This window comes from Pricia sp., assembly GCF_041745955.1.
GTDB lineage: Bacteria > Bacteroidota > Bacteroidia > Flavobacteriales > Flavobacteriaceae > Pricia.
On the sequence record NZ_JBGTHY010000264.1, the window covers coordinates 43,407 to 58,563 of the forward strand.

Here is a 15,157-nt window from a genome sequence, read left to right on the forward strand (position 1 = left end):
TCTAAGTTATCTCACATTCTAACACGCTATATAAACCCTGTCCCTGTTCGCGAAAAGTTAAAACGATAAAAATATCCTATATAGTTAGTTAAACTAACTATATTTGTTCTCGGCAATAGTGCCATAACCTAAATATCATAGCAATGAAAAAAGCAACCTTTTACCATGCAGGCTGCCCGGTCTGCGTGAACGCGGAACACGAACTGTTGAACTTGGTCGATTCTTCTAAAATTGATATAGAGGTAGTACATCTCGGCGAACAGAAAAACAAGATCGGGGATGCCGAGAATTCCGGTGTAAAGTCCGTACCCGCTTTGGTACTGGACAACGGCAACGTACTGCACATCAACCACGGGGCGACCATGGCAGAAGTTAGAGGGTAAATTTTTTGCCCCAAATAGTTAGGTTAACTAATCGTTTGGGGCTATTTTTAAGCTCCCAAACGATTAATGGGAGATAAAAATTTGACTGTTTTTAGCTTATGGAGTCGTTTGATCCCGATTATCAGAATCGAAACATCGAGGGCAAGATCGTGGTCGCCCTGGAACGTATTTCCGAAGCGTTTCGGGTGCTGCTTTGGCAGGAAGGCAAGGAACACGCCCTTACTCCCATTCAATTACAACTTCTGCTGTTCATACAGTTCCATTCCCCTGAAAAATGCAAGGTCAATTATTTGGCCCAAGAGTTCAATCTCACCAAGCCCACGGTTAGCGAAACCGTTCGGTTGTTGGCCATAAAAAAATTGATCGACAAAGAAACGGATCCAATCGACACTCGTAGCTATTCCATTTATCTGACCGAAAAAGGCAAGAAAATAGCCGCCAAATGCAGTTCGTTTGCGGGAGCGCTGGAAAAACCGATCCATACCTTCTCCGAAACCCAAAAAGAAATCCTCTATCAAAGTTTGTTGGAACTTATCGAAAAGTTGAATAAGGCGGGAATTATTACGGTGCAGCGCATGTGCTTTTCCTGCCGGTTCTATCGGCCTGGCAAGGAAAACGACTACTGCAAACTGCTTGAAAAAAAGCTGTGCAAACCCGATCTGCGGGTCGATTGTCCGGAGCATGAGGTGTTGATCTGAACCTCTACTAGAATAACCACCTACTTTTCTTCTAAATCCCCGTAGCAACCCATTTTGGTTATAATTGAGTTGCGACACAAAATATTGAAAACGACCCATTTGTGCGATTATTTGAATCAAAAGTTCTATTTTCCTACAATAGAATCCGTATATTTATACTATCCCCCTTTCCGTTGAATCAAAAGTCTTATTTCAAATTTTAAGCCATGCCAATCTATATGGATTCACATATCGTTCCGGGGGTCGAGGCCAAGCATGCTGCCGAAGCGCATAAGAAAGATCTTGAGGTACAGGAACGGTTCTGCTGTAGAAATATGACCTACTGGATCGATGAGGACAAGGGCAGGGTCTTTTGCCTTATAGATGCGCCCAATGAACAGGCGGTTCGGGAAATGCACGATCAGTCCCACGGCATCGTACCCCATGAAATCATTCCCGTTAACAGTAAGGTCGTGGAAGCCTTTTTAGGAAGAATAGACGATCCCGAACCGTATTTCAATCCCAGCGACCCTACCTTGAAAGTATTCAACGACCCCGCTTTTCGGGTCATCATGGCGATCAAGATCAAGGATGCCGGTCTGCTGCTTCGTGATTTGGGAATCGATAAGGCAAAACACTTGCTCGCCTTGTACTATGAAGTGGTTAAGGATCAAATTGCCCAATACGAGGGGAGCGAAGTAGAACTAAAAGGGGAAGCTTTTGTGGTTTCCTTTGCATCGGTCTCCCAAGCGGTGGAATGCGCCATCGCCGTTCAGAAAGCCCTGCATGTGGCTGCCGATCTAATCGATCTGCGCGTAGGCCTTCATGCCGGTCTTCCGGTGGATGAAAGCGATTCGCTCTTCGGAAAAACGGTGCGGTTGTCGAATTACCTCTGTACCATTGGTGGCGAAAATCGGATTATCCTGTCTTCGATCGTGGGGGAATTGAACGGACCCGATTTTTTAAAGAATGTCCCCTTTCAAAACAGCATCAAAAGACTCACGTCGCCAGAAGAGCAATTTCTCGAAACTTTTGTTGCTGTTTTAGAAAAGAATTCGCAAGATTCGGAATTCGGTATCCATTCTTTCTGTAAGGAGCTGTCCATCAGCAAATCAAAATTATACCGAAAATGTACCGGTACAACCGGTAAATCGCCCAATGCCCTGCTACGGGAGTACCGATTGCTAAAATCCCTTGAGCTATTGGGAAAAGAAGGTCGAAACGTTTCCCAGACCACCTTTGATACAGGCTTTAACAGTCCGTCTTATTTTATTAAGTGCTTTCAACAGCGGTTTGGCCTTCTCCCGTTAAGTTACTCTAAATTGAAAACGTAAAACTTAAAACACTGATTATGCCACTTTATATGGATATACACACTGTAGATTCCGATGACTTTACGGTCGAGGATGTGATAAAGGCCCATTTGCGAGATCTTGCAGTGCAAGAGCGTTTTGGGGTAATACAACGCAAGTATTGGGTGAACGAAGAAGACAAAATGGTGTTTTGCTTGATGGAAGGCCCGAACAAGGAAGCCTGCCACAAAACACATGAAGAATCGCATGGTATGACCGCCTGTAATATTATCGAGGTCTCCGATGACGAGTACAACATTTTTATGGCACGCGGTAGTACACAAAAAGATGATTTGGCCTATATGGCCGACGGCAATCTTGATACCGGGTTCAGAACTATTATGCAGGTAAATACTTCAGATTTTTCAGGAAAATACCAGCACTATATAATTGAAACAAAAAGTTTGATAGAAAAATTTCACGGTAAAATAGTGCGCCAACCAAATGATGATGAGACGATGGCCTCTTTTTTGTTGGCTTCCGATGCAATTATTGCTGCCATGGCCATAGCAAATTTATTGCAGACCGTTCCCGACAATTTTGAATACAGATTGGCATTGGTAAGTGGCACCCCTGTTGATGAAAAGGGAATCGACCTGTTCGAGGTAACCAAAAAAAGAGTTCGCACACTTTGCCAGATCGGGCTGAATAATGTGGTCTATTTAGATGCAAATACCAAGGCACTTTCACAAAAAGAATCGAATATCCCAAAGGTAAACCACGCCCATGTTAAGATAGTCGATACGACGGACTTTTCATTCTGTGAACAATTAATAAAAATTTTAAGCGATAAGTGTAACGACCCTTATTTCAAAAGTGAGGAAATGGGTAGGCTATTGGGCATGAGCAAGGCACAGACATATAGAAAGATAAAGGCGCTGACCGGTATGTCGCCGAACACCTTGATACGGGAACTCCGCCTTCGAAGATCGCTCAAGGCGCTGAAAAACAATCATAAAACAGTGGCGGAGATAGCCTATGACCTCGGGTTCAATAGCCCCACCTATTTTACCCGGGTTTTTAGAAATAGGTACATGGTTTTGCCGACCTCTTTTGCCAGAATATACGCCTCTTAGTGAAAAAATTAATATTTTCAGCTTATGCCTCTTTTTATAGACATACATGTCGTCGAAGACAAAGCCTTTAGTGAAATCGCCCTCCAAGAAGGGCATCATAAAGATATAGCGGTGCAACATAGGTTTGGCGTGAAACATGTAAAATATTTCTTGAACCTTCCTGAAAAAAAGGTTTTTTGCCTTATGGAGGCACCCCAATAAAAAAGCCTTTATAGACAACCATATGGCCGCACATGGGGTAGGAGCGTGCAATGTTATCGAAGTGTCTAGTGAGATTGATTTTAATGCATTTCTAGGCGAAGGCGGCAAGGATAAAAAAGATATGGCCTTGACCAGTTCCGGGGAAATCGATACGGGCTACCGCACTTTGATGATGATCTGACTATCCGATTTCTCCGGAGCGTGCGGAAAATACATCGACCGAATCTATCAGTTATTGGAAAAGCATCAAGGCAGCAGGATCAAACTCCCCAATGACGAGATTATGGCCTCCTTTACTCATGCCCAAGATGCCATGGTTTGCAGCACGGAGATATCCCGATTTTTAAAGACCCTACCCAAAGGTTTGGAATACAATATGGCATTGGTGACCGGAAAACCGGTGGATGAAACGGGGTCAGAGTTGTTCGAGGAGGCAAAAAAGCGGTTGCGGTTACTTTGTCGGCTGGGCCTCGGCCAAATGATGCACATAGATTCCAATACAAAGTCGCTTGTACACCGGGATTCCGAAATACCGGATATGGGCGATGAATCGCTAAGGATTCTATCGGAGAACGATTTTTCGTTATATACGGCCTTGCGGAAAATTCTCGACGCGCCGACCCCGAATTTAAGAGCGACCATCTCCGTAAAAAATTGGGCTTTAGCAAGGCCCAGACCTATAGAAAAATAAAGGCGTTAACGGGAATGTCACCCAATGAGCTGATCCGGGAAATACGCTTGCGCCGATCCTTATGAACCATCTGTTACAGTATTTGAAACAAAACGTACATATTTTGGAACGAAAAGTATACGAAATTGGCGGTAAATTCATTACATTTAGTTTTGTTAAACTATTTTATTTCAGCGCATTATATTTTTATACGCTATAAATTTACTTTCCCCCGACTTTTTGGTACTACGTGTTAACCTTATGGTGTCTAGCAGAGACTAATGGGTGAACTTTAAATTAACTCGTCATGAAAAATCTATTCCGTTATTCCATCTTTTTAGTCCTGTTAGCATCACTGCTTATTTTCCAGGGGTGTTGTTCCCTTAAAATACCTTTTATTGAAAATCAATTTCCTATTGTTGGAGATCTCACCTGCGCCGGAAAAAATACCGCGCTATCTCTTGACCGTTTTATCATCCGATTAAAAGTCCCTATGACCAAGGCTCAAATAGAAGAAATAATGAGATTAGCATTCCCTCAACAGGAACAGATTACGTTAGAAGATTGTAAATGTGGGGATCCTGATTTATGGATGGTCGTCCTTGGCGAGGCATTGGAAACTAAAGGTGATTTACTTGGGGTTGTGGCAGGATTAAAGGGGGGGGAAATGACCGCAGATCCTGTACTTGTGTATAACCTGAAAAAATCCAACCTCAAAAATATACCGGGCTTACCTCCGACCGGACCAACTGACCCCATCATTAGTGATTTTATTTCAGAAGAAACTGATGCCATGGTCCTGGCTGTTTTGGATTCCGGAATAGATCTGAATCACTTTACGGGAGAAAAATTCTTATTTCGAAACCCTTCAGTCATAGGCTGCATTGATGATAACGAACCTTCCTCTGGATATAATTTTATAGACAACAATACGGATATTCAAGATAATGCAGAAATAAGTCATGGTACTTTTGTTACAAAAAAAATTACGGAAAAGCTGGTAGACCCTCTTGGGGCAAAGTATCAAATTTTACCATTAAAGATATCAAATGATAGCCTAGTCTCGTATTGGAATCTTCTTTGTGCGATGAGCTTTATCAAGAAACTGAAAAATGAACATGGTGTAAACATCAAAATTATCAATGCCAGCCTTGGATTTAAACTTAACAACAATAAAATCCCATTACTAGACGAGTTAGATTTACCAGATCAAATGAGTATATTGAAAAAGTACATCAACGATCTTTCTGATTCATCCTTATTTATAACCGCAGCAGGCAATAAGCATACAAATGTGGACAAAAATGGCAGATTTGTCTATTATCCAGTCGGATTCGATTCCGAAACCTTAATGGGGGTCGGTGGCTTGAATAAAAATAGTATAAGTAAGCATGTTAAATCAAACTATGGCACTAAAAGTGTCGATATCGCATCACCTTACGTTCATAAACTAATGAATAAGGATGTCACTGGCACTTCGATTGGCACAGCCCAGATTTCAGCTTCGCTCGCTAAATTTCAGGACGAAAATCCGAATTTGACCCCGCGTGAAATAAAAACTCGGTTTCTGGGAGCTGCAAGCCGTTCGCCCAGTTTAAATAACTTTATCAAAGATGGCAAATACGAGCAGTAAATACGGCATTAACCGGATAGTTCCTGCACTTAGATTCTTTTAATCATAGTACTAGAACTATGAAGTACTGGCAATATATAGCAATTTATTTGGTCTCTTTTTGGGTCGGGCAGTTTTATGGTCAAAATCAAACGCTATTGGAAATCATAGAATCAGATCGCTCCCTGGAACTGAAGCAAAAAAAAATCGATTCCCTTTTAATGTCAAGTATTGAAAGATCAACGAATGCGGATTTGGCGGATACCTACCATGATTTGGCATTGCATTGGTATCATCCTAATTGGAATAACACCGGATTTGAAAAGTATTTACTAGATGCTATAGCTCATACAAAAAAAGCAGTTGCACTTAAAAGCAGGCTAGATTCCATAGATTCCATTTCTCTTAAAAGATCACTATTCAACCTCGGTTTTTTACAAAAGCTAAATGACGACCTCTATGCGTCGCTAAACTCACATCTACGCTTGGTTCAGTTAGGAGGGAAAGACAATAGGGTAAAGGCCGCCCATCAAGAGTTGGGCGATACCTACAGAACAATAGGTGATTATCAAAAAGCAATCGATCACCTGGAAATGGCTTTGACTATTGCACAGAATGACACCCAAAATTATGCTGCTAAGGCGACCGCACATATTGCAATGGCCGAAAACTATTCCTCGATGGGACATAAGGAATACGCCGACAAGGTTACATTTCATTTGCAAGTGGCCGATTCGCTTATAGCTGCAGATTCCGATAAGAACAGTTTTATCGGAGCCCAGATCGCGATGCTAAGAGGTAATCTGCTGCTTATGTTGGGGAACTATGATGGCGCTAAGCAACATCATTTGAAAGTCTTGGAGTTTAGCAATACCCATGTAAAGGAGTTTTCGAAGTCTGATTTGAAGCATAATTTGGCCACAGTCCACAATAGTATTGGTATGTCGTATGACAAACTTGGGGAGACCAAAATTGCCCTTGAACATCTTAATAAGGCCCTGCTCCTGAATACCGAATTCTCATTGCCTTACGAAAATCTTGGGGATTTATTCCTGAACTCTGGCGAGTTTGAAAAGGGATTGCTCCACTACCAAAAAGCCATAGCTTTAGCCACTAATAAAAATTTGGAGGTTAAATACGACGACATCCCATCCCTAGAAGATTTGGAACTATCTCCGAAAAAGACATTTTTATTGAGTCATATAGTAATTAAGGCCAACGGCTGGTTAAAATACTACCATTTTGACAACAAAAAAGAATATCTTGTTCATGCTTTGGAAACCTTTACCTTGGCCGATCAACTGGTCGATCTGATCCGGTTCGAAAGCACTGAACACCAATCAAAACTCTATTGGAGGGAACAGGGCGCACTACTCTATATGAAGGCCGTAGAGGTATGCTATCTGCTCAACAAACCTAAGGAGGCCTTCCATTTTATGGAGCGGAATAAGGCTTTATTATTGTTGGAAGATTTAACTAACGAAGAGGCCAAAGAAATAGCCAATTTACCCAACAAAGCTGCCGAAAGGGAGTTTAGCCTTAAACGCGCCATATTTTTATCGGAGAACAGTCGGCAAGTAGTCGGCGATGAAAGTCAAGAGGTTATTTCCCGTTTAAAAGAGACCATACGGGAAGACAAGTATCGGTATGAGCAGTTTGTAGATTCCCTAAACAAAGCCTATCCGGAATATGCCAAATTCAAAAAAAAAGTAGATGTTCTTACTTTTAATGAGCTAAAAGCAAATTACCTTTTGGACGAACAAGCGGTATTGCACTACATTCTGAACGACGAACAGGGCTATGGCCTGTTGACTACGGCAGATACGACCCTACTCTTTAAACTGGAAAATCCCTCCAAGCTCAATTGGGATATTGAAGTACTGATCCATATGCTTTCCAGCGGTAATTCCGATCAAGAAACTTTTAATGCCCTTGCCTATACTTTATTTGAAAATCTGATTCCGGAAAAGGTGTATGACGAAATTAAGGGAAAACAACTGACCATAATTCCCGATTATACCTTACAGCGGATTCCCTTTGAAGCCTTGGTGGTCAACAAGGAAGAACCCAAATACTTGATTGAGGAGGTGGACATAGGTTATGCCTATTCTATGTCTCTTTTGGATCATACCAAGGGAAGGGAAAAGAATTCCCCAAACGACCTAGTAGCTTTCGCCCCCGTACAATTCGATAGTATGGGATTACCGCAACTCTATTTTAGCGAAAACGAAATTACCGGTATCGCCGATGTGTATCCCGGGGAGACCCTAATGAACGGGCGGGCTACAAAGGCGAATTTTATTGAAAATGTAGATCAACATAAAATTGTGCATTTGGCCACCCATGCCGATGTTGGCGATGGGGAGAACCCTTGGATAGCCTTTAGCGATTCAAAAATGTACCTAAAGGAAATCTATGCCACCAGAAACCAGGCCGATATGGTGGTCTTAAGCGGTTGCAATACCTCGAACGGCGAACTGAAACGCGGCGAAGGGGTCATGAGCCTCGCCAGGGGGTTCTTTTATTCCGGTGCCAAAAGCGTGGTCTCGACCTTATGGCCCGTGGCCGATGAAGCCGGCAAGGATATTCTGATCGGTTTCTACAAAAATCTAGATCAAGGGTGTTCAAAATCCGAGGCACTACAGAAAGCAAAGCTGGCCTATTTAAAGACCACCGAGGAAGTGGAACTTAAACATCCCTATTACTGGGCAGGCTTTATCGTCGTTGGTGACAATGCCCCCATGGTAACAAAATCGTATTGGTATTGGATACTTTTGGCCATGGGCCTATTGGTGCTAGTGTTCTTACTTGTTAGAGGAAAATTATTTAAGGGCATCCAGTAGCTTTTGAGCCTCTTCCACTTTGTACTTTCCATTTTTAATGACCTCTTGCAGCATTTTTATAGCATTTTCCTTGTCATCAAGCTGCAAATAGGCCATGGCCAAATACCAGGGTGAATTTTTGACCAAGGTGTCGTTGGTTTTTAAATGTTGCTGCAACAGGGGAACGGCTTCTTTGGCACGGTTCAATTCAATAAGTGCGTTGGCCCTATAAAATAGATAGTACGGCTCTTTTGTATTGGTATACAATTCGTCCAATAAGGGTAAGGCCGTTTCATAATCCCCTGTTTGATAGGCAGCAAAGGCATTTGTCTTTTTGGTCTGTCCTTCTTCGCCCCGAACAATAGGGTGTACCACATTTCGGTAGGGTTCAAAATTACTGACAAACAAATCTTGGGTCGAAGCGGAAGAATCCACGGTAAAAAAGTAAGCAAGTCCTGCAATTAAAGCAATGGACGCAGCTACCAGCCATTTGGTAGGGAATCTCTTTTTAATGGAATTTTCGGTTCTTGCCTCAGCTTCAAAATCGGACAGCATTTCCTTGAAGTAATCATCATCTTCGGCCTCGGCCACTCGTTTCAGGTCGGTATGGAAATCCACATCCGACTTAAAATCGGAATCCTCTTTTAAGAGCGCATCGAATTCCCGCCACTCTTTTTCGGTCAATTCCCCTTGGATGTATTTTTCCAACAACGTTTCTCTTTCCATAACTCTAACTATTGATAAGTTGTCTAAGGGTCTTTAGGCAGCGGGACTTTTGGGCTTTGACCACATTGGCATTACCGTATCCGGCCGCTTGGGCAATCTCTTCGATATTTAGTCCCCTATAATAGAATAAAGTTAACACCTGACGGCATTTTTCTCCCAATTCCTTAAAATATTTGCGCAATAGCGACTGCTCTTGGGTCAACGGCGGCATGGCATCCAATTCGATCTCAGCTATTTCCTCTCCCACAAGGTGCATATTGGACTCGTAGGATACATTTCGATTTTTTTCCTTAAGCGCATCAAAAATCATGTGCTTGCCTATCCCGAAAAGATACGTCTTCAAACTACTTTGTATGTTACCGAGCTTACCATTGATGGCCCGTTTTCGCAAAGCCAAAAAAGCTTCCTGGTAGACATCCGCCAAGGCATCCTGATCAAGGTTGTACCTTTTTCCAAAGCCCAAAAATTCTGCCCTGTATTGATTGTATAATGCCTTAAGCTTAAGCCTATCGTCCGATCTTAGGTCTTCGACCGCTTGGTTATCCATGTAGCACTTTTTTTCAGGTCAATGTTAACCTTTTAGATTTTCAGGTGTACTAAGGGTAAATGGTTAAAAAATCGACCAAAGAGTACACAGGGCAATCTGTCTAGAATCAAATATAGCAAAAGAAAGCCTTGTACATCATCGGTTTTTTGAAAGAACCATCCCAAAAGAAGCTAATTGGATTTAGCAAACTAAGTAGAGTATTAATCTTTAAATCTATATATCATGAAAAAGTTTTTGATCGGCACGTTATTTATAGGTCTTGCCAGCCTAGGGTTTTCACAAAGTTCTATCGATGTGATGGAAGAAGTAAAACTATCTGATGTTGCGGTAACGCCAAACCAGGCCTATTTGGATAAGGTGCGGGATGGAACCATTTCGTATCGCGTATTTACCTTGGAAAAGAAAGCGTCTAGATATAATATCAAGGAATCACCTTTCTATAACGGTAGTGGGGAGTTAAATACAATCAAGTTTGCACAAAAGATCGGAAATATTCTTGCCACCTATGACCCCAAGGGAAAAATTCTGTCTACCAGTGAACGGTATAAAAATGTATCGCTTCCACAAGCGGTAAGGAACAGGGTTTACACCGAATATCCCGGTTGGAAAATGGAGGACAATGCCTATTTGGTTTCTTACCATCATAAGAAAGGGACAAAAAAAATGTACAAAATACAGGTTCGGAAGGATCGATTAAAAAAGAACCTAAAAATCGATGCGGAAGGTAATCTGTTGTAAGTCCCTTTGGATTAAGAAATATATCCTCCCGATCCGCCAATGGTGGAGCGGGAGGATTATAACGTTTGAACCATTTGTTTCATCATTTGATCCAGAAAGTACAGCCGTGGTTCAAATGTGCGAACCTTTGAAACAAAACTTACATTTTTCCCGCATTTCCCATCGTAATTTTACTGTATTAAATACAGATAGCATCACTGGCCAGCCAGTTGATTCTCCCCCTTAACAATTCCGAATATGGAGGTGGACAGCCTATGTCCGCAAGGACTTGAATGTCTAAATCGTAGGTAAAAAAATGTAATCTAAGGTTAAAGAGCTAATAATTATGCCGAGCAATAATCAACATACATCCAAATGCAACGGAAGCCATCCTGCGGAAATTACAGGATTCCCGGTGTTCATAGTATTGCTGTCGTTCGCCATGCTGCAAGGATGCCTTGACGGGAGTCCAAAAACACTGGTCGACAATTATAGCACAACAGCTATTTATGATAGGAATTATGATGTATCGGAACTTAATGATTCCGAGGAAAACAGTGATATAAAGTACGGTTATGAGGTCTTTCAGAATACACCGAAATATTTAGGACCGGACAACGGTAACGCAGATAGAACTTATGCAGGTAACAATCTGTCCTGCACGAATTGTCATTTGTGGTCCGGCACAAAGCCCTATGCTGCCCCTTTAATAGGGGTTGTACAACGATTTCCTCAATTTCGGGGCAGGGAGAATAAGATCGGAACCATCGAGGAACGTATCAACGGCTGTATGGAACGGAGTATGAACGGTAGGATCATGCCGCAAGAGAGCAAGGAAATGAAGGCCATGGTCGCCTATCTCAATTGGTTGGGCCGATACGCCCCCGAGGATGGAAAAATAGAGGGACAGGGATTCGTAGAAATCGACATTCCCTATAGGGCAGTCGATCTAGATAACGGCAAAAAGGTTTTTAAAACGAACTGTACGCTATGCCATGGCCGTAACGGACAAGGGTCAAAATCAGCGGATGGTCTTACCTATCAATATCCTCCACTATGGGGAAATGATTCCTATAACAATGGGGCAGGAATGACCCGGGTTATCACGGCGGCCCAATTCATCAAGGCCAACATGCCCTATGGCGTTACTTATGAGAATCCCGTTTTGACCGATGAAGAGGCCTATGATGTGGCCGGCTATATCAACCAACAGCTTCGGCCGATAAAAGAAAATCGGGAAGCCGATTTTCCCGACCTGAAGAAAAAACCGGTCTCGACCCCCTATCCCCCGTATGCCGATACTTTTTCATTGGCACAGCATCAGTTGGGGCCCTTTCAACCCATTATGGAACACTATAAAACAGCGTACAATATTGTTAAATCTAAATAGATCATTATGGAAACAAAGAGCAAAAATTCAAGAAGAACATTTATGGGAGCGATGCTGATGGGGGCAACTGCAAGTACGCTATCGCTATTTACGGACCCCATCTATGCCAATGTACCGTCTTTCGATGACAAAAAGATGAGCGAGGCCGATGCGTGGTTTAAAAAAATAAAGGGTACGCACCGAATTGTATATGACGGTTCTACGCCGCATGACGGTTTTTCCATTATCTGGAACTGGGCCTTTTACCTGACCAACAATGAAACGGGGTCGGAAGACGACGACATTACGGCCATGACGGTTTTACGCCATAAGGCCATTCCCTTCGCATTGAAATCCGAAGTATGGAAAAAATACGATTTGGGCGAGGTTTTCGGGGTAACCGATAATGCGACCAAGGCACCTTCGTTGCGTAATCCTTATTACGAACCAAAGGAGGGAGATTTTCCCATGCCGGTTATTCAGGGCATAAAAGATATGCAAGCCAGAGGCGCAATGTTCTGTGTCTGCAATTTAGCTCTTTCGGTATATAGTGGTGTAGTTTCGCAAAAAATGGGACTAGACCCCAAAGTCGTCTACCAAGAATGGATAGATGCCGTTCATCCTGGGATTCAGTTAGTGCCCTCGGGCGTATGGGCCTTGGGCAGGGCTCAGGAAAAGGGCTGCGGCTATATTTTTGCAAGCAATTAGGTAGTAACCGGCCTGTCGCTAGGCAGGCCTTAAAAATGTAAGAACATGAAAAAGTATATCATTTTGTTAAGTTTGGTTATGGGCGGCACCTCGTTGCTATTGGCTCAGGAAGAACGGATAAAAGTCGTATTCGATGTTACCAGTGACGATACGGCCGTACACGGGTCGACGATACGACATGTACAATATATGTCCGAGGAATATCCCGATTCCAAATTTGAGGTGGTTATGTATAGCGGGGCCTACGACATGGTCAACAAAAATAAATCGACCGTAGCCGACGAACTGGAAAAATTGGCTAAAAAGGATAATGTGGCGTTCGTTGTGTGCAAGGCTACCATAGATCGACACAATATGACCGATTCCGATTTAATACCTGGCGTAACGACGGTTCCGAACGGGATCTATGAAATCTTTAGAAAACAAAAAGAAGGTTGGGGGTATATAAAGGAAGGGAAATAGGAAACAGCAATTTTAGGACAATATGGAAACCCTACAAATTTTCGGGTATTTAGGGGCATTGGCCATAGGTCTAATTCTGGGCCTGATGGGGAGTGGGGGCTCCCTGATGGCCGTCCCTATTTTGACCTATCTGTTTCATATTAGTCCCGTAACCACCACGGCATATTCTTTGTTCGTGGTAGGCACTTCGGCATCGGTCGGTGCCTTACGGAACTTCAATAAGGGGCTGATAGACCTGAGGGTTGCCCTTATTTTTGCCGTTCCAGCATTTATTGCGGTCTATATGGCACGGAAGTTTGTAGTGCCGGTTATCCCTGAAGAGCTATGGTCAACGGAACGGTTTATCCTGAGCAGGGATATGGGGATCATGATCTTTTTTGCGTTATTGATGGCAGCCGCCTCGATTGGAATGATACGGAAAAAAAGGTTGCTGACCGAGGGTGATGCCTCTGTCCGCTATAACTACCCCTTGATCGTGTTCGAGGGCATTGTCATTGGAATGTTAACGGGTATCGTAGGTATAGGTGGGGGATTTTTGATTATTCCGGCCTTGGTGCTATGTGTAAAATTGCCGATGAAGAAAGCGGTGGCGACCTCCCTGCTCATCATAGCCCTCAAATCCTTGATCGGATTTACGGGCGATCTGGGCCATTTGGAAATCAATTGGTCATTCTTGATACCCTTTACATTGATTTCTATTTTAGGCATTTTTATGGGCATGTACCTATCCTCTTTTGTCAAGGGCGACAGCCTCAAAAAGACTTTTGGTTGGTTCGTGCTTATGGTGGCGATCAGTATTTTGTATACGGAACTGTTTGTATAGAACCCTATACGGTCTCTCAACAGAGTTAAGGTCAAAATGATCCATTTGTTTCATCCTTAGATACAAAATTTACATTATCGTATAATTTTATACCGTAATTTTATAAGGAAATGCTTTTTTAGCATCCGGCCAACGGACATGGCCTCGAACCCTCCCCCATTTGTCCCGACAGAACAGGATAAAGTTTCCCCGATGCCTTGCTTAACCCCCTACGGCACACCTAAGCCGATTTTGGATTGGGAATATGAAGTTTATCAACAAACATTAAAAAAAGATCAAATTCAAAAAACCAATTGATAGATTTTAAAACAATATTCTAAACTCAAACATCATAAAAACACGATTATGGAAGCTAAAATCAAGGAGTTAAAAAAAAGCGCAAAGGGAGAAATCATTATGCCCCAGGATAAAAATTACGACGAGGCACGAAGCATCTACAATGCCATGATCGATAAACATCCGGGCGTTATCTTTAAATGTAAGGATGTGGAAGATGTAGTTCAGGCCGTTAACTTTGGCAGGGAGAACCATCTGGAAGTCTCCATTAAAAGTGGCGGACATAATGGTGCCGGTTTTGCCTTGGTGGACGATGGCCTGGTCATCGACCTGTCGGAAATGAAAGCCATTGAAATCGATCCCGATACAAAAACCGCAAAAGTACAGCCGGGCAATTTGTTACGGGATTTGGATAAGGCAACCCACGAATATGGCCTAGCATTGCCTGTTGGCATAAATGGTACGACCGGTGTTGCCGGATTGACTCTGGGGGGCGGTCTCGGATATCTAAGCCGAAAGGGCGGTCTCGCGATTGATAATCTTTTGGAAGCGGATGTGGTGCTGGCATCGGGGGAAGCCGTCACTACAAATGCTTCTGCCCATCCGGATTTGTTTTGGGCACTCAGAGGAGGCGGCGGTAACTTTGGCGTGGTGGTATCCTTTACTTTTAATCTTATCCCGGTGAAAAACGTTTATGCCGGCCCCATGTTCTGGCCTGTGGAAAAAGCGGAGGAAG

The 15,157-nt window shown here is 42.9% G+C and carries 17 protein-coding genes; 15 read left to right on the forward strand and 2 right to left on the reverse strand.

The annotated features are described in order from the left end of the window. The first annotated feature begins 143 nt into the window (after positions 1–143). The 9 genes from ACEW8S_RS09555 to ACEW8S_RS09595 all read left to right on the forward strand — a co-directional run bounded on the left by ACEW8S_RS09555 (position 144) and on the right by ACEW8S_RS09595 (position 8,814). Positions 144–383, forward strand: coding sequence for a thioredoxin family protein (locus tag ACEW8S_RS09555; RefSeq protein WP_373517922.1), 240 nt, complete (start codon positions 144–146; stop codon positions 381–383). Positions 384–481: 98 nt separating this feature from the next. Then, positions 482–1,081 (forward strand): MarR family winged helix-turn-helix transcriptional regulator, encoded by a 600-nt coding sequence (locus ACEW8S_RS09560; RefSeq protein ID WP_373517923.1) that lies wholly within the window; start codon positions 482–484, stop codon positions 1,079–1,081. 206 nt (positions 1,082–1,287) lie between these two features. Beyond that, positions 1,288–2,394: a nickel-binding protein gene (locus ACEW8S_RS09565; RefSeq protein WP_373517924.1), complete on the forward strand. Its 1,107-nt coding sequence runs from the start codon at positions 1,288–1,290 to the stop codon at positions 2,392–2,394. A gap of 17 nt (positions 2,395–2,411) precedes the next feature. Beyond that, positions 2,412–3,488, forward strand: a complete 1,077-nt coding sequence (locus ACEW8S_RS09570) for a nickel-binding protein (protein WP_373517925.1) — start codon at positions 2,412–2,414, stop codon at positions 3,486–3,488. A gap of 24 nt (positions 3,489–3,512) precedes the next feature. After that, positions 3,513–3,689 (forward strand): nickel-binding protein, encoded by a 177-nt coding sequence (locus tag ACEW8S_RS09575; protein ID WP_373517926.1) that lies wholly within the window; start codon positions 3,513–3,515, stop codon positions 3,687–3,689. 22 nt (positions 3,690–3,711) lie between these two features. Further along, the gene (locus tag ACEW8S_RS09580) at positions 3,712–3,870 is read left to right on the forward strand and encodes a hypothetical protein (RefSeq protein ID WP_373517927.1); all 159 of its coding nucleotides are present in this window, start codon (positions 3,712–3,714) and stop codon (positions 3,868–3,870) included. A 54-nt stretch (positions 3,871–3,924) separates the two neighbouring features. Next, positions 3,925–4,380 (forward strand): hypothetical protein, encoded by a 456-nt coding sequence (locus tag ACEW8S_RS09585; protein WP_373517928.1) that lies wholly within the window; start codon positions 3,925–3,927, stop codon positions 4,378–4,380. Between the two features lie 286 nt (positions 4,381–4,666). Continuing rightward, positions 4,667–5,992, forward strand: coding sequence for a S8 family serine peptidase (locus ACEW8S_RS09590; protein WP_373517929.1), 1,326 nt, complete (start codon positions 4,667–4,669; stop codon positions 5,990–5,992). Between the two features lie 137 nt (positions 5,993–6,129). Continuing rightward, a complete protein-coding gene (locus ACEW8S_RS09595) occupies positions 6,130–8,814 on the forward strand; it encodes a CHAT domain-containing protein (protein WP_373517930.1) in 2,685 nt (894 codons plus the stop codon). Here ACEW8S_RS09595 and ACEW8S_RS09600 read toward each other — a convergent pair. Beyond that, positions 8,794–9,519 carry a tol-pal system YbgF family protein gene (locus tag ACEW8S_RS09600; protein ID WP_373517931.1) on the reverse strand — a complete coding sequence of 242 codons (726 nt, stop codon included), beginning with the start codon at positions 9,517–9,519 and terminating at the stop codon, positions 8,794–8,796. The two genes, ACEW8S_RS09595 and ACEW8S_RS09600, sit on opposite strands and share 21 nt — an antisense overlap. 4 nt (positions 9,520–9,523) lie before the next feature. Further along, a complete protein-coding gene (locus ACEW8S_RS09605; RefSeq protein WP_373517932.1) occupies positions 9,524–10,066 on the reverse strand; it encodes an RNA polymerase sigma factor in 543 nt (180 codons plus the stop codon). 222 nt (positions 10,067–10,288) lie between these two features. Here ACEW8S_RS09605 and ACEW8S_RS09610 point away from each other — a divergent pair, with 222 nt between their 5' ends. The 6 genes from ACEW8S_RS09610 to ACEW8S_RS09635 all read left to right on the forward strand — a co-directional run. Next, on the forward strand, positions 10,289–10,804 hold the full coding sequence (locus tag ACEW8S_RS09610) for a nicotinate-nucleotide adenylyltransferase (RefSeq protein ID WP_373517933.1): 516 nt from the start codon (positions 10,289–10,291) through the stop codon (positions 10,802–10,804). A gap of 325 nt (positions 10,805–11,129) precedes the next feature. After that, positions 11,130–12,173 (forward strand): c-type cytochrome, encoded by a 1,044-nt coding sequence (locus ACEW8S_RS09615; RefSeq protein ID WP_373517934.1) that lies wholly within the window; start codon positions 11,130–11,132, stop codon positions 12,171–12,173. A 6-nt stretch (positions 12,174–12,179) separates the two neighbouring features. Then, entirely contained in the window at positions 12,180–12,860 is a 681-nt protein-coding gene (locus tag ACEW8S_RS09620; protein ID WP_373517935.1) for a Tat (twin-arginine translocation) pathway signal sequence containing protein, read from the forward strand. A gap of 45 nt (positions 12,861–12,905) precedes the next feature. After that, complete coding sequence (locus ACEW8S_RS09625; protein ID WP_373517936.1) at positions 12,906–13,322, forward strand: DsrE family protein; 417 nt, start codon at positions 12,906–12,908, stop codon at positions 13,320–13,322. Positions 13,323–13,344: 22 nt separating this feature from the next. Next, positions 13,345–14,145, forward strand: coding sequence for a sulfite exporter TauE/SafE family protein (locus ACEW8S_RS09630; protein WP_373517937.1), 801 nt, complete (start codon positions 13,345–13,347; stop codon positions 14,143–14,145). 345 nt (positions 14,146–14,490) lie between these two features. Beyond that, positions 14,491–15,157: FAD-binding oxidoreductase (locus tag ACEW8S_RS09635; RefSeq protein ID WP_373517938.1), on the forward strand; the 667-nt coding region annotated here is incomplete at its 3' end.